The 14,266-nt window shown below is 65.6% G+C and carries 14 protein-coding genes; 9 read left to right on the top strand and 5 right to left on the bottom strand.

The features are described 5' to 3' along the window. Window positions 1–298: 298 nt before the first annotated feature. Window positions 299–1,141 carry a methyltransferase domain-containing protein gene (locus ACE10Z_RS01680; RefSeq protein ID WP_375786402.1) on the bottom strand — a complete coding sequence of 281 codons (843 nt, stop codon included), beginning with the start codon at window positions 1,139–1,141 and terminating at the stop codon, window positions 299–301. Between the two features lie 78 nt (window positions 1,142–1,219). Between ACE10Z_RS01680 and ACE10Z_RS01675 the strand changes: the two genes are divergently transcribed. The 5 genes from ACE10Z_RS01675 to ACE10Z_RS01655 are packed head-to-tail and all read left to right on the top strand — an operon-like array spanning window position 1,220 to window position 4,102. Beyond that, the gene (locus ACE10Z_RS01675; protein WP_375786401.1) at window positions 1,220–2,029 is read left to right on the top strand and encodes a ComF family protein; all 810 of its coding nucleotides are present in this window, start codon (window positions 1,220–1,222) and stop codon (window positions 2,027–2,029) included. Window positions 2,030–2,059: 30 nt separating this feature from the next. Further along, window positions 2,060–2,332, top strand: a complete 273-nt coding sequence (gene grxC, locus ACE10Z_RS01670; RefSeq protein ID WP_375786400.1) for a glutaredoxin 3 — start codon at window positions 2,060–2,062, stop codon at window positions 2,330–2,332. Further along, window positions 2,332–3,210 (top strand): carbon-nitrogen hydrolase family protein, encoded by an 879-nt coding sequence (locus tag ACE10Z_RS01665; protein ID WP_092120177.1) that lies wholly within the window; start codon window positions 2,332–2,334, stop codon window positions 3,208–3,210. The genes grxC and ACE10Z_RS01665 overlap by 1 nt, the downstream gene beginning before the upstream one ends. Then, entirely contained in the window at window positions 3,207–3,677 is a 471-nt protein-coding gene (locus ACE10Z_RS01660) for a DUF1178 family protein (protein WP_375786399.1), read from the top strand. Before ACE10Z_RS01665 ends, ACE10Z_RS01660 begins: the two co-directional genes overlap by 4 nt. Continuing rightward, complete coding sequence (locus ACE10Z_RS01655) at window positions 3,674–4,102, top strand: EamA family transporter (protein WP_375786398.1); 429 nt, start codon at window positions 3,674–3,676, stop codon at window positions 4,100–4,102. Before ACE10Z_RS01660 ends, ACE10Z_RS01655 begins: the two co-directional genes overlap by 4 nt. Window positions 4,103–4,166: 64 nt before the next feature. Here the strand turns inward: ACE10Z_RS01655 and ACE10Z_RS01650 are convergent, their stop codons facing one another. Then, window positions 4,167–5,066: an EamA family transporter gene (locus tag ACE10Z_RS01650; RefSeq protein WP_375786397.1), complete on the bottom strand. Its 900-nt coding sequence runs from the start codon at window positions 5,064–5,066 to the stop codon at window positions 4,167–4,169. A 170-nt stretch (window positions 5,067–5,236) separates the two neighbouring features. After that, window positions 5,237–5,518 (bottom strand): GIY-YIG nuclease family protein, encoded by a 282-nt coding sequence (locus tag ACE10Z_RS01645; protein WP_375786396.1) that lies wholly within the window; start codon window positions 5,516–5,518, stop codon window positions 5,237–5,239. Window positions 5,519–5,636: 118 nt separating this feature from the next. Here ACE10Z_RS01645 and ACE10Z_RS01640 point away from each other — a divergent pair, with 118 nt between their 5' ends. Continuing rightward, entirely contained in the window at window positions 5,637–6,674 is a 1,038-nt protein-coding gene (locus tag ACE10Z_RS01640; protein ID WP_375784156.1) for an IS110 family transposase, read from the top strand. Window positions 6,675–7,680: 1,006 nt separating this feature from the next. Here ACE10Z_RS01640 and ubiG read toward each other — a convergent pair. Continuing rightward, entirely contained in the window at window positions 7,681–8,439 is a 759-nt protein-coding gene (ubiG, locus tag ACE10Z_RS01635; RefSeq protein ID WP_375786395.1) for a bifunctional 2-polyprenyl-6-hydroxyphenol methylase/3-demethylubiquinol 3-O-methyltransferase UbiG, read from the bottom strand. Window positions 8,440–8,453: 14 nt separating this feature from the next. Then, window positions 8,454–8,921, bottom strand: a complete 468-nt coding sequence (locus ACE10Z_RS01630) for a PH domain-containing protein (protein ID WP_375786394.1) — start codon at window positions 8,919–8,921, stop codon at window positions 8,454–8,456. A gap of 210 nt (window positions 8,922–9,131) precedes the next feature. On the opposite strand from ACE10Z_RS01630, the gene ACE10Z_RS01625 reads away from it, so the two are divergent. The 3 genes from ACE10Z_RS01625 to prfA all read left to right on the top strand — a co-directional run bounded on the left by ACE10Z_RS01625 (window position 9,132) and on the right by prfA (window position 14,230). Further along, window positions 9,132–10,388 carry an aspartate kinase gene (locus tag ACE10Z_RS01625; RefSeq protein WP_375786393.1) on the top strand — a complete coding sequence of 419 codons (1,257 nt, stop codon included), beginning with the start codon at window positions 9,132–9,134 and terminating at the stop codon, window positions 10,386–10,388. A 437-nt stretch (window positions 10,389–10,825) separates the two neighbouring features. Beyond that, window positions 10,826–13,093, top strand: coding sequence for a phosphoenolpyruvate--protein phosphotransferase (ptsP, locus tag ACE10Z_RS01620; RefSeq protein ID WP_375786392.1), 2,268 nt, complete (start codon window positions 10,826–10,828; stop codon window positions 13,091–13,093). A gap of 57 nt (window positions 13,094–13,150) precedes the next feature. After that, complete coding sequence (prfA, locus tag ACE10Z_RS01615) at window positions 13,151–14,230, top strand: peptide chain release factor 1 (RefSeq protein WP_375786391.1); 1,080 nt, start codon at window positions 13,151–13,153, stop codon at window positions 14,228–14,230. Window positions 14,231–14,266: the final 36 nt, after the last annotated feature.

Below are 14,266 nucleotides of genomic sequence, written 5' to 3'. Positions count from 1 at the left end.
AGAGCAGATGGAGCAATCGGTCGATCAACGATGCGAGACAGTCCGTGGGACCCATTGGCCGCCAACAGGTCGCGGGGTTGTTTGGAGCTCGCGTCGCGCAACCCATCTTGGCCAGCGACCATTGCGTGTCGCATCAACAGGCCGGACATATGGATGCAGCGATCCGATCTACTCAGAAAGCTCTTGTGCCACGGGGGCCGTCCACATATGGGTCCCGGCTCCCGTGCGCAATTGCGCACTAGGCAGGGACGACGCTGAGGTTGGTTCTCGATTCCGGGCGTCACGCTCACCTCACGCTTCAGCGCTTCGTGCCCTTCACCGCCGCCTCGAGACTCGCCTTCGCCGAGCCCGGCTTCAGCGGCTTCGGTTGGCTCTCATGCGGGGCCCAGCCGGACAGCCAGACGATGTCGAAGGTGGCGCGGATGCGGCCGTCGGCATCCGCGAAGCGTTCGCCGTAGATCTGCGCCATGCGCAGCATGGTGGCGCGGCGCGTCGGGGTGTGACGGCGCTCGCGCAGCACGTTGGTCGCGCCCATGCGCCTGAGATCGGCCATCAACGCGAACGCGCTGGCATAGCGCACCACGACGCGGTCGACATCGGTCACCGGCAGCGCGAAGCCGGCCCGTTGCAGCAGCGCGCCGATATCGCGCAGATCGGCGAACGGCGCGACGCGCGGCGACACGCCGCCCTCGCACTCCGCCTCCGCCGCGGCAAAGCTCTGCCTGAGTTCTGTGAGCGTGTCGCCGCCGAGCATCGAAGCAAGCAGCAGCCCATCCGGCTTCAGCGCCCGGCGAAGCTGCGCCAGCACGCCGGGCAGATCGTTGACGAACTGGAAGGCGAGCGCGGAGACCGCGAGGTCGAGCGACTCGGGTGCCAGTCCGAGCGCTTCCGTCTCTCTGAAGCCGATCGGATCGACCGATCCGACTCGCCCGCGCAGGGCGTCCGCGAGTCCATCCCCCGGCGTCCAGACGTCGGCCGCGGAAGAAAAGCTGCGCGACACCGCCTGCAAGCGGTCGGCCATGTCTTCGGTGGCGCGCTCGAGCAGGAACGTCGCCGCCCCCTCGCGCCCCGCGCGCGCCAGCCGCGCGCCGAGCAATGCGCGGTCGAACAGGATCGGGGCCGTGGCTGGGGTCGTTGCCATTCGCGCTGGTTACGCCGGACGGCCGCCGCAGGCAATGCGCCTTGAGCCCGTGCGGCTCAAACGCTAGCCTCATCGGCCATGGACGCCGAGGCATCACCGACACGCTCCATTTCCGGTCACATCCAGCGCGCGCTTGGTGCGGTCGGGGGCACGTGGCTGCATACCGCGCGGCTGGCGCTCGATATCGCGCTGCCGACGCTGTGCGTGTCCTGCCGCGAGCCGGTTCATGGCGAGGGCGTCTGCGCGGCCTGCTGGGCCAAATTGTCGTTCATCGCGCCGCCGTTCTGCCCGCGGCTCGGGATTCCCTTTGTCTACGATCCAGGTCCCGAGCTGCTGTCGATGGAGGCGATCGCCAATCCACCGTCCTACCAGCGCGCCCGCGCCGCGGTGCGCTATGACGACGTCGCGCGCACCCTGGTGCACGCATTGAAATACCAGGATCGCACCGATCTGGCGCCGACAATGGGCCGCTGGATGGCGCGCGCGGGGAAGGAATTGCTGGAGGGTGCCGACATGCTGGTGCCGGTTCCCCTGCATTGGCGGCGCGGCTGGAGCCGGCGCTACAACCAGTCCGGCGCGCTCGCCAAGGTGATCGCGCGCCAGAGCGGCGTCAAAATGGTATCCGAGGCGCTGCGGCGCACCCGCGCCACCGAGCAGCAGATCGGGCTGTCGCGCAAGGACCGCGCCAGCAATGTGCAGGGCGCATTCGGGGTCGCCGATGAACGCAAGGCTGACATCCAGGGCCGCCGCGTGGTCCTGGTCGACGACGTCCTGACCTCGGGCGCCACGGTGGATGCCTGCGCGCGGGCGCTGTTGCGCGCCAAGGCCGCGCAGGTCGACGTGCTGGTGTTTGCCCGGGTTGTCGATACCCACCGCGCTCCCATATAATCTGTAACTTCTGGTTCAACCGAGCACACCATGACCGCTGCCATCGAAATCTATACCCGCCCGGGCTGCGGTTATTGCACCGCGGCCAAATCGCTTTTGACGCGCAAGAACGCCGCGTTCACCGAACTCAGCGTCGCCAGCAACCCGACCTATCGCGACGAGATGTACGATCGCGCCGGCGCGGGCTCGACGTTCCCGCAGATCTTCATCGGCAAGACCCATGTCGGCGGCTGCGACGAGCTCTACGCGCTCGACCGCGAGGGCAAGCTCGACGGCCTGCTCAGCAACGGAGGCGGCGCCTGATGAGCACGGACAACATTTTCACCGCCGCCATGGTGCAGATGCGCACCGGATTGCTGCCGGAGCCGAGCCTAGAGCAGGGCACGCGGCTGATCCGCGAAGCGGCGGCACAGGGCGCCAAATACGTGCTGACCCCCGAGGTCAGCAACATGATGCAGCTGAACCGCAAGGCGCTGTTCGAGCACCTGGCGAGCGAAGAGGACGACAAGTCGCTGCAGGCCTATCGCGCGCTGGCCGCCGAACTGAAGATCCACCTGCATATCGGCTCGCTGGCGCTGCGCTACTCGCCGGAGAAGGCGGTGAACCGCTCGTTCCTGATCGGGCCCGAGGGCAATGTGCTCGCGAGCTACGACAAGATCCACATGTTCGACATCGACCTGCCGGGCGGCGAGAGCTATCGCGAATCGGCCAACTACCAGCCCGGCGAGACCGCCGTGATCTCCGACCTGCCCTGGGGCCGGATCGGATTGACGATCTGCTACGACGTGCGCTTCCCGGCGCTCTATCGCGCGCTTGCCGAGGCCGGCGCGTCGTTCCTCACGGTGCCCTCCGCCTTCACCCGCAAGACCGGTGAAGCGCATTGGCACACGCTGCTGCGCGCCCGCGCCATCGAGACCGGCTGCTTCGTGTTCGCAGCGGCGCAGGCCGGCCTGCATGAGAACAAGCGCGAGACCTTCGGTCATTCGCTGATCATCGACCCCTGGGGCGAGATCCTCGCCGAGGGCGGCGTCGAGCCGGGCGTGTTCCTCGCCGAGATCGATCCCTCCAAGGTCGAGACCGCGCGCAAGACCATCCCTTCACTTCAGCACGGCAGGCGTTTCGGCATCGCCGACCCCAAGGCCGGCCCGGAGCATCTGCACCTCGTCCGGGGTTCGGCATGATCCGCTACACGCTGCGCTGCGAGCGCGGCCATCAGTTCGAGAGCTGGTTCCAGAGCTCCGCGGCCTATGAAACGCAGGAGCGGCGTCACCTGATCGATTGCCCGTCCTGCGGCTCTGACAAGATCGAGCGCGCGATCATGGCGCCGCAAATCGTCAGCAAGAAGGGCCGCGAACGGGCCCAGCCGGCGCCGGCCGCCCCCGTCGAGGCACCGCCTACCGAATCGACGTCGCTGATGATGGCGCAGGAGCGCGAGCTGCGCAGCAAGCTGAAGGAACTGCGCGATCATATCGTGAAGAACGCCGACAATGTCGGCGACCGCTTCCCGAACGAGGCGCGCAAGATGCATTACGGCGATATCGAGCACCGGCCGATCTATGGCGAGGCCTCGCCCGAGGAGGCGCGCGCGCTGATCGACGAGGGCGTCGAGGTCTCGCCGCTGCCGACGCTGCCGGAAGACCGGAATTGACCGCGACCTGGCAGGTCTGGGCGTTTCTTTCGGCCATTTTCGCGGCGCTGACCGCGATCTTCGCCAAGGTCGGCGTCGAGGGCATCAACTCCGATCTCGCCACCCTGATCCGCACCGTGATCGTGCTGATCACGCTGTCGGCCATCCTGTTCGCGACCGGACAATTCACCCAGGCCGGACCGATCTCGGGCAAGAGCTGGCTGTTCCTGCTGCTGTCCGGGCTCGGCACCGGCGCGTCGTGGATTTGCTATTTCCGCGCGCTCAAGCTCGGCCCCGCCACACTTGTCGCGCCGATCGACAAGCTCAGCGTGGTGCTGGTGGCGCTGTTCGGCGCCGTCTTCCTCGGCGAACGCCCCTCGGCCTATGGCTGGATCGGGATCGCGCTGATCTCGGCGGGGGCGGTGCTGATTGCGGTCAAGGGGTAATCCATAGCGTTTTCGAGCGAAGTGGCTACCGGTTCGCGTGAAGAAAACGCGTCAAACCAAGAGACTAAGCGGCGATCAGCAGCGCGACGCCGATCACGATCAGGACGATGCCGATCACCTCACGCAGCGAGAACGGCTGCTTGAGCGAGAAATACGCCACGCCCTGCGCGAACAGCACCTCGATCAGCGCCAGCGTGCGCACATTGGCGGCGGCGGTGAGCGCGAACGCCAGGAACCAGAACTGCGAGGAGAACGCGCCCATGAAGCCCGCGAACATCGAGGGCCGCCACAGGCCGAGGATTTTTCGCAGCACGTCGGGCGCGCGCAGCAACAGATAGACCGACAGGATCAGCGTCTGGACGAACAGGCTCCACATCAGCGTGTATGACGCCGCGGTCACGAACGAGACGGAAGGCACGGCAATGATGGCGCCGCGAAAGCTCACCGCCGAGATCGCAAACACCGCGGCGGAGCCGAGGCCGAGCACGGTCGGCCGCAGATCGGCAAAACTCTTTTGCCTGCCCGGCCGCAGTGCAGTGATGACGACGCCGATGGTCGCGATCACGATCGCAATCACCTTAGGCGTCGTCAGATGGTCGCCGAGGAAGATGAAGCCGAAGATCGCGGTCTGGATCGCCTCGGTCTTCATATAGGCCGTGGTCACCACGAAGGAGCGGTCGTTCATCGCCAGCAGCATGAAGCCGGTGCCGACAATCTGGCTGAGCGCGCCGGACAACAGCCACGGCCAGAACGATGCTGCCGGCCACGGCACGCGATCGCCGGTCAGCAGCAGCGCCAGCGCGAAGAACACCACCGCGAACGGCAGCCCGAACAGGAAGCGAATATTGGTCGCGCCCCAGGTCCCGAGCGGCCCGGTCAGATGCCGCTGCATCGCATTGCGCGCCACCTGTCCGAACGCAGCGACGATGGTGAAGGGAATCCAGAGCGAGGCGATTGTGAACATACGGGATGAGGAAAGTGCGCCGGGCGGGAGTGCGCGCGCAACGTGCCCGGCGTAATGGATGCGGTCAACCTAAGCGGTGCATGGCAGGCCCGCGATCACGCCCCAAACTCATTGTCGTCCCTGCGAAAGCAGGGACCTATAACCACAGGAAGCGGCTTGTAGCACACCAGTCAGACAAGCAAGTCGCTGAGGTCTCGCCACTCGGGGTTTTCGCGCTCGATCAGCTCGATCTTCCAGTCGCGCTTCCATTTCTTGAGCTGCTTTTCGCGCGTGATGGCTTCTTCAGCGCGCTGATATGATTCGACATGGACCAAGCGATAAACGCCGTAAGCTTTGACAAAAGACGAGCCCTCGCCATTGCGATGTTGCTCAAGCCGCTTCTGAACGGAATTCGTCACGCCGATATAGAGCGTGCCATGGCGCCGGCTGGCGAGGATGTAGACGTAGTACATGCTCGGAACGCGGATCTCGCCCAATTATTTGGGCTGGTGGTTGATGGTGTGGACGGCCCCCTACGGCATCAGTGTGCCAGAATGAGGTTGTTGCAAATCTCAGACAAAGGAGCCGTCCGTGGGAGAGATTATCCGCATTGGAATGGATACGTCGAAGCATATTTTTGTGCTGCATGGGGTTGATGCGGCGGAGCAGGTGGTGCTGCGCAAGAAGCTATCGCGCAAGCAAGTGCTGGAGTTCTTCGCCAAATTGCCGCCGACCGTGATCGGGATGGAGGCCTGCGGAGCTTCGCAGTATTGGGCGCGGGAGCTTGGCAAGCTCGGTCACGAGGTGAGGCTGATGGCCCCGCAATTGGTGAAGCCTTACGTGATGCGGAACAAGAATGACGGGCGCGATGCAGAAGGGCTATGTGAAGCGATGGACCGGCCGAACATGCGCTTTGTGCCGGTCAAGACGGCCGAGCAACAGGCCGCGCTGATGCTGGCGGGGCTGCGCGATGGATTGATCGCCCGGCGCACCCAGCTGAGCAACGCGATCCGCGGCTATGCGGCGGAGCTCGGCCTGATCGCGCCCAAGGGGCTCGACAAGATCGAGCCGCTGCTGGCGCGGATCGCGCAGGACGAGAGCTTGCCCACCATGGCGCGCGAGGTGTTTGCGGTGCAGGGACGCCAATACGCTGCTCTGCAAGCCGAGCTCAAGCAACTCGAGGTTAGGCTGATGGCCTGGCACCGCGCCGATGCGCTGAGCCGGCGTCTGGCGCAGATCCCATCCGTCGGCCCGATCACCGCAACACGGCTGGTGATGAAGACGCCCGATCCGCATGCGTTCCGCTCCGGCCGGCATTTTGCGGCCTGGCTCGGCCTCACACCGAAGGATCATTCCACCGGCGGCAAGACCAGGCTCGGCAAGATCACGCGGGCCGGTGACGAAGACCTGCGCCGCTTGTTCGTGGTTGGGGCGACTGCGGTCATCCAGCAGGTTCGGCGGGGCCGAGGCCATCCGTCGCGCTGGCTGCTGGCGCTGCTCAAGCGCAAGCCGCCGAAGCTGGCCGCCGTGGCGCTCGCCAACAAGGTTGCCCGCATCGCCTGGAAGCTGATGGCGACGGGCGAGAGTTACGATGCCGCGCGGCTCAATGCCATGGCGGCCGCCGCCTAACAGATTGGCCGGCCGGCGGGTTCGCCCACCAGCCGACCCGGAAGCTGCAAGAGCAGATGGAGCAATCGGTCGATCAACGATGCGAGACAGTCCGTGGGACCCATTGGCCGCCAACAGGTCGCGGGGTTGTTTGGAGCTCGCGTCGCGCAACCCATCTTGGCCAGCGACCATTGCGTGTCGCATCAACAGGCCGGACATATGGATGCAGCGATCCGATCTACTCAGAAAGCTCTTGTGCCACGGGGGCCGTCCACATATGGGTCCCGGCTCAAGGCCGGGACGACACCTGCCGGAGGGCAACAGCGTCTCACATTTCCGTTGGTCGCGCCACAAACTCGGTGTCGTCCCTGCGAAAGCAGGGGCCCATAACCACAGGAAGCGGCTTGGGGCACGATGGTTGAACGGGCCATGACACTGATCATATCTGGCCAGCTGCAGAGCAGGACACGTCCTGAACTCAGATCGCGCTCAACAATATCGGCCGGTGGTTATGGGTCCCTGCTTTCGCAGGGACGACACCTGCCGGAGGGCAACAGCGTCTCACATTTCCGTTGGTCGCGCACAAACTCGGTGTCGCCCCTGCGCAAGCAGGGGCCCATAACCACAGGAAGCGGCTTGGGGCACGATGGCTGAACGGGCCATGACACTGATCATATCTGGCCAGCTGCAGAGCAGGACACGTCCTGAACTCAGATCGCGCTCAACAATATCGGCCGGTGGTTATGGGTCCCTGCTTTCGCAGGGACGACACCTGCCGGAGGGCAACAGCGTCTCACATTTCCGTTGGTCGCGCACAAACTCGGTGTCGCCCCTGCGCAAGCAGGGGCCCATAACCACAGGAAGCGGCTTGGGGCACGATGGCTGAACGGGCCATGACACTGATCATATCTGGCCAGCTGCAGAGCAGGACACGTCCTGAACTCAGATCGCGCTCAACAATATCGGCCGGTTGTTATGGGTCCCTGCTTTCGCAGGGACGACAGCGGTTATGTGGATGCCAACAGCCCTAAACCTCCTCCGCCACCACCATGTAGTTCACGTCCATGTCGGACGAGACGCTCCATTTGTCGGCGAGCGGGTTGTAGACCACGCCGGCCTGTTCGGTGACGGTGAGGTTGACGTCGCCGAGATAGCGCTCGAGCTCTGCGGGAGTGACGAACTTGCTCCAGTCATGGGTGCCGCGCGGCAGCCAGCGCAGCACGTATTCGGCGCCGACGATCGCCAGCGCAAAGCTCTTCCAGTTGCGGTTCAAGGTCGAGACCACCATCAGCCCGCCGGGCTTGAGCATCGTGGCGCAGCGCTTGATGAAGGCGCCGACGTCGTTGACGTGCTCGACCACTTCCATCGCCAGCACGATGTCGAAGCGCTCGCGTGCGTCCATCTCCTCCACCGTGGTGCAGCGGTAGTCGATCGATAGATGCCCCTTGTCGGCGTGCAGCTTCGCCGCTGATATGTTGGTGGCGGACGGATCGATCCCGACCACCTGGGCGCCGAGCCGCGTGAACGGCTCGCACAGCAGCCCGGCGCCGCAGCCGATGTCGAGCAGGCGCAGGCCGGACAGGCAGCTCAGGCTCTTGGCGTTGCGCTCGAACTTCCGGCAGGCGGCGTCGCGGATATAGGTCAGGCGCAGCGGATTGATCTTGTGCAGCGGCGCCATCTTGCCGCGCGGATCCCACCATTCATCGGACAGTTTTGAAAACTTCGCGATTTCGGCCGGATCGACCGAACTGGCGGAAGCATTGGACAGAGTTGTTTGCGTGGCCATGATTGCGCGCGCCCCTATCGCGCGGTGATCGAATTGCGAAACGACAGCGGCGAGGCGATGGTCTTGATGGTCTCGATGCCCTCGCCGACGCCGCGGATGGTGACGTCGCCATAGTTGAGCAGGCGCCCCATGATGCTCTGGTTGACGTCGACGCTCTCGACCTTGTCGAGGCTCATCTCGAAGGTGCGACGCTTGATGAAGCCGCTCTTGTGCACCACGCGGAAATTAGTGACGTCGGTTTCCGTGGTCCACCGATGGAACCAGGCGGTGCCGGTCCAGTACAGCGCCGCGACCGCGACTACGGCGGCCGCCGCCAGGCAGGCCAGCACCAGGGCGTCGACCGTCGCCATCCGGGACAGGATCAGCAGCACCAGCACCACGATCCAGGCCGCGATCGCCGGCAGATAGAACATCCAGTGCGCATTGGTGGAATACAGCACCTTCTCGCCGGGCTGCAGGATTTCGTCGATATAGCGTCCCATCCAATCCCGCCTTCGAGTTACCCGCGAGTCACCCTTGCGCCACAGGCCGCCCGCAACCGGCAGGGCACCCCCAAAAGTCCCTCAGGGGACCCCTACCAACCGGCTTGCCCCCGGGCGCGGCGCTATGTATACGCGCCTTTCGGTGCCCGCGCTTGCGGTTTTCGGCGTGGGTTAACCTACTTATCCTCTTAAAGGAATAGACGCGTCGTCATGGGCCGCCTCGTGATGAAATTCGGCGGTACGTCCGTCGCCAATATCGATCGTATCCGCAACGTCGCCCAGCACGTGAAGCGCGAGGTCGACGCGGGCCACGAGGTCGCCGTCGTCGTCTCCGCGATGTCCGGCAAGACCAACGAGCTGGTGGCCTGGTGCACCGAGGCCTCGCCGATGCACGATGCGCGCGAATACGACGCCGTGGTCGCCTCCGGCGAACAGGTCACCTCGGGCCTGCTCGCGATCGTGCTGCAGGGCATCGGCATCCAGGCGCGCTCCTGGCAGGGCTGGCAGATCCCGATCAAGACCTCGGACGCGCATGCCTCGGCGCGCATCCTCGATATCGACGGCAGCGAGATCATCGACCGCTTCAAGGAGCGCAAGGAAGTCGCTGTCATCGCCGGCTTCCAGGGAATCAACCCGCAGACCGGCCGCATCACCACGCTCGGCCGCGGCGGTTCGGATACTTCGGCGGTGGCGATCGCGGCCGCTTTGCGCGCCGACCGCTGCGACATCTACACCGATGTCGACGGCGTCTACACCACCGACCCGCGCGTGGTGCCGAAGGCGCGCCGGCTCGACAAGATCGCGTTCGAGGACATGCTTGAGCTGGCCTCGCAGGGCGCCAAGGTGCTGCAGGTCCGCTCGGTGGAACTCGGCATGGTGCACAACATGCCGATCTTCGTGCGCTCCAGCTTCGACAAGCCAGAGGATATCGACCCGCACGCCAACCAGCCGCCGGGCACGCTGATCTGCAGCGAGGAGGAAATCATGGAAATGCACGTCGTCACCGGCATCGCCTTCTCCAAGGACGAAGCCCAGATTTCCGTGCGCCAGATCGAGGACAAGCCCGGCGTGGCCGCGGCGATCTTCGGGCCGCTCGCGGATGCCAACATCAACGTCGACATGATCGTGCAGAACGTGTCGGAGGACGGCAAGACCACCGACCTCACCTTCACCGTGCCGGCCACCGACTACAACCGCGCCAAGGACACCATCACCTCCGCCAAGGCCAAGATCGGCTACGCCAGGCTCGACACCGCGACCGATGTCGCCAAGGTCTCGGTGATCGGCAGCGGCATGCGCAGCCATGCCGGCGTCGCGGCGAAGGCGTTCAAGGCGCTGGCCGACCGCAACATCAACATCCGCGCCATCACGACCTCCGAGATCAAGTTCTCGGTCCTGATTGACGCGGCCTATACCGAACTCGCGGTGCGCACGCTGCACACGCTGTACGGGCTCGACCAGGCGTAGGCGGTGCCGCTTCACCTCTCCCGGAGGGAGAGGTCGGGTTTCGAGCGCAGCGAGAAGCCCGGGTGAGGGGCTCCGGTCCATCGATAGGCCTGATCCCCTCACCCGGCGCTACGCGCCGACCTCTCCCTCCGGGAGAGGTTAAGAAGCTGCCTCGCCCACATCCCGGAGTTAGAATTTCTCTTAGCGGGCGCAGCATCGGGCTGACGCAGACGTTATTTGCTACTGGCAGGCGTTTTGCTTGGCAAAGCGAGCCTCGATTGGCTATACGGCCAGTCAGGTGGGCTGTCGCAAACTGTGGCACAGTTTGTGCGATCCCGAATCGGCGGGAACTGGCGCGAGCGGCGACGCCGAATGACTAAAATTGTTGTTTTTGACGAGTTTTGCGCCAACGGCCGGCCGGCCCGGTGCGCCGGCCTCGCGGGGAGGGATTGAAGCACATGCGGAGCGCGTCGGGAGGCCCCCGCGTCCTGTTGAGACGGCTCCGCGAAACCATGGCGGAGCAAGTCTCCGCCCAGGAACGCCTCGACAAGATCGTGGTGCTGATCGCGGCCAACATGGTGGCCGAGGTCTGCTCCTGCTACGTGCTGCGCATCGACAACACACTCGAGCTCTACGCCACCGAAGGTCTGAACCGCGACGCCGTCCACCGCACCGTGCTGAGCGCGCATGAGGGCCTGGTCGGCCTCGTCGCCAGCGAGGCGACGCCGCTCAATCTCTCCGACGCGCAAAGCCACCCCGCCTTCGCCTACCGCCCGGAGACCGGCGAAGAGATCTACCACTCGTTCCTCGGCGTGCCGATCCTGCGCGCCGGCAACACGCTCGGCGTGCTTGTGGTGCAGAACCGCGCCAAGCGCACCTATGTTGAGGAAGAGGTCGAGGCGCTGCAGACCACCGCCATGGTGCTGGCGGAGATGATCGCATCCGGCGAGCTTGCCGCGCTGGCCCAGCCCGGCGCCGAGCCCGCCGCGCGGCACTCGCTGCACAAGACCGGCGCGGTGCTCTCCGACGGCATCGCGCTCGGCCACGTCGTGCTGCACGAGCCGCGCGTCGTCATCACCAACTATATCGCCGAGGACCTGCCGAAGGAGATCAAGCGGCTCGACACCGCGCTCGCCAATCTGCGCGCCGATCTCGACCGCATGCTGGAGCGCGGCGACGTCGCCGAAGGCGGCGAGCACCGCGAGGTGCTGGAAGCCTACCGCATGTTCGCCAACGACCAGGGCTGGTCGCACAAGCTGCACGAGGCGGTCGCCACCGGCCTCACCGCGGAAGCCGCGGTCGAACGCGTGCAGTCCGACACCCGCGCGCGCATGCTGCGCTCGACCGATCCCTATCTGCGCGACCGCCTGCACGATCTCGAGGATCTCGGCCATCGCCTGATGCGGCAACTGGTCGGCCAGGACCATGCACCAACGCGCGAGCAGCTGCCCGACAACGCCATCCTGATCGCGCGCGCGATGGGCCCGGCGGCGCTGCTCGACTACGACCGCAAGCGGCTGCGCGGCCTGGTGCTGGAGGAAGGCACCGCGAATTCCCACGTCTCGATCGTGGCGCGCGCGCTCGGCATTCCCGCGGTCGGCGAGGTGCCGAACGCGCCCGGCATTGCCGATCCGGGCGATGCCATCATCGTCGACGGCATTTCCGGCGAGATCTATGTCCGCCCCTCCGCCGAGATCGAATCCGCCTACGCCGAGCGCGTCCGGTTCCGGGCGCGGCGGCAGGCGCAATATTCGGCGCTGCGCGACAAGCCTTGCGTGACCAAGGATGGCCAGCCGATCGAGCTCCTGATCAATGCCGGCCTGACCATCGACCTGCCGCATATCGAGGACACCGGCAGCGCCGGCATCGGCCTGTTTCGCACCGAATTGCAGTTCATGGTGAGCCCGAGCCTGCCACGTTCGAGCGACCAGCTCGCGCTGTACCGCACCGTGCTCGATGCCGCGGGCACCAAGCCCGTCACCTTCCGCACGCTCGACATCGGCGGCGACAAGGCGCTGCCCTATATGGAGACCGTGGTCGAGGAAAATCCCGCGCTCGGCTGGCGCGCGATCCGGCTCGGCCTCGACCGCCCCGGCCTGCTGCGCGGCCAGATCCGCGCGCTGCTGCGCGCCGGCGGCGGCCGTGCCCTGAAGATCATGTTCCCGATGATCTCCGACATCTCCGAGTTCGACCAGGCCAAGGCGATCGTCGAGCGTGAGCTGACCTATCTGCGCCAGCACGGCCATTCGCTGCCCGAGCGGATCGATATCGGCACCATGGTCGAGGTGCCGGCCCTGCTCTACCAGCTCGACGAGCTCCTGAAGAAGGTCGACTTCGTCTCGGTCGGCTCCAACGACCTGTTCCAGTTCCTGTTCGCGGTCGATCGCGGCAATGCCAAGGTCTCGGAGCGCTTCGACATCCTGTCGGCGCCGATCCTGCGCGCGCTGCGCGACATCGTGCGCAAGGCCAGGACCGCGAAGAAGGCCGCCTCGCTGTGCGGCGAGATGGCATCGAAGCCGATCGGCGCGCTGGCGCTGATTGCGCTCGGCTACCGCTCGCTTTCATTGTCGGCAACCGCGCACGGCCCGGTCAAGGCGTTGATCCTCGACCTCGACGCCAAGAAGGCCGAGGCGATGATCAATCCGCTGCTGGACGCGCCGGTCGGCAGCGTCTCGATCCGCGAGGCGCTGACGAAGTTTGCGGAAACCGAGGGGCTGGCCTTGTAGCGACGCTGCCGTCGCCTCCGCCACCCCTTCGCGCTTTCAGCAATTCGAGACTCCGCCATGCTACCCGAAGCCAAACTCGACGTCCTGCTTGCCCATCACGCCTCGCTGGAGGCCGAGCTGCTCGGCCAGGTCAACTCCGATCGCTATGTTGCGATCACGCGCGAGCTCGCCGAGCTCAATCCGCTGATCGATGCGGTGAAAGTCTATCGCTCTGCACGGACGGAGCTTGCCGGCACCGAGGCGATGCTCGCCGATGCCGGGACCGATCCGGAGATGCGCAGCATGGCGGAAGCCGAGATGGAGACGCTGCAGGCGCGCATCGGCGATCTCGAGCAGAAGATTCGCGTCGCGCTATTGCCGAAGGACGCAATGGACGACCGCAATGTGGTGCTGGAAATCCGCGCCGGCACCGGCGGCGACGAGGCCTCGCTGTTCGCCGGCGATCTGTTCCGGATGTATGAGCGCTTCGCGGCCTTGCAGGGCTGGAAGGTCGAGGTGATCTCGGCGAGCGAAGGCACCGTCGGCGGCTACAAGGAAATCATCGCCGAGGTGCAGGGCCGCGGCGCCTTTGCCAAGCTGAAATTCGAGTCCGGCGTGCACCGCGTGCAGCGCGTGCCCGACACCGAGACGCAGGGCCGCATCCACACCTCGGCCGCCACGGTCGCCGTGCTGCCCGAAGTCGAGGACGTCGACGTCGACATCAAGGACACGGATTTGCGGATCGAGACCATGCGTGCCGGCGGCGCCGGCGGCCAGCACGTCAACAAGACCGAATCCGCGATTCGCATCACCCATCTGCCGACCGGCATCGTGGTGATGATGCAGGACAGCCGCTCGCAGCACAAAAACCGGGCGTCGGCGATGAACATCCTGCGCTCGCGCATCTATGACGCCGAGCGCCAGCGTGTCGACGCCGCACGCTCCGCCGATCGCAAGGAGAAGGTCGGCTCCGGCGACCGCTCGGAGCGCATCCGCACCTATAATTTCCCGCAAGGGAGAGTGACCGACCACCGCATCAACCTGACGCTCTACAAGCTGCCGCAGGTGATCGCGGGCGAGGCGCTCGGCGAACTGATCGATGCGCTGACCACCGAACACCAGGCCGCGCAGCTCGCGGCACAGGGCGCGGCGGCGTGACGATGTCCGTAGCCCGGATGGAGCGAAGCGCAATCC

Origin of the sequence: Bradyrhizobium sp. Pha-3 (assembly GCF_042258615.1) — a bacterium.
Lineage (GTDB): Bacteria > Pseudomonadota > Alphaproteobacteria > Rhizobiales > Xanthobacteraceae > Bradyrhizobium.
This window is presented reverse-complemented; position numbering and strand designations above follow the sequence as displayed.

Bases quoted from the DNA above. Each gene is read 5' to 3' on its own strand.
- ACE10Z_RS01680 (WP_375786402.1), bottom strand. From the start codon at position 1,141: ATGGCAACGACCCCAGCCACGGCCCCGATCCTGTTCGACCGCGCATTG.
- ACE10Z_RS01675 (WP_375786401.1), top strand. From the start codon at position 1,220: ATGGACGCCGAGGCATCACCGACACGCTCCATTTCCGGTCACATCCAG.
- grxC (WP_375786400.1), top strand. From the start codon at position 2,060: ATGACCGCTGCCATCGAAATCTATACCCGCCCGGGCTGCGGTTATTGC.
- ACE10Z_RS01665 (WP_092120177.1), top strand. From the start codon at position 2,332: ATGAGCACGGACAACATTTTCACCGCCGCCATGGTGCAGATGCGCACC.
- ACE10Z_RS01660 (WP_375786399.1), top strand. From the start codon at position 3,207: ATGATCCGCTACACGCTGCGCTGCGAGCGCGGCCATCAGTTCGAGAGC.
- ACE10Z_RS01650 (WP_375786397.1), bottom strand. From the start codon at position 5,066: ATGTTCACAATCGCCTCGCTCTGGATTCCCTTCACCATCGTCGCTGCG.
- ACE10Z_RS01645 (WP_375786396.1), bottom strand. From the start codon at position 5,518: ATGTACTACGTCTACATCCTCGCCAGCCGGCGCCATGGCACGCTCTAT.
- ubiG (WP_375786395.1), bottom strand. From the start codon at position 8,439: ATGGCCACGCAAACAACTCTGTCCAATGCTTCCGCCAGTTCGGTCGAT.
- ACE10Z_RS01630 (WP_375786394.1), bottom strand. From the start codon at position 8,921: ATGGGACGCTATATCGACGAAATCCTGCAGCCCGGCGAGAAGGTGCTG.
- ACE10Z_RS01625 (WP_375786393.1), top strand. From the start codon at position 9,132: ATGGGCCGCCTCGTGATGAAATTCGGCGGTACGTCCGTCGCCAATATC.
- ptsP (WP_375786392.1), top strand. From the start codon at position 10,826: ATGCGGAGCGCGTCGGGAGGCCCCCGCGTCCTGTTGAGACGGCTCCGC.
- prfA (WP_375786391.1), top strand. From the start codon at position 13,151: ATGCTACCCGAAGCCAAACTCGACGTCCTGCTTGCCCATCACGCCTCG.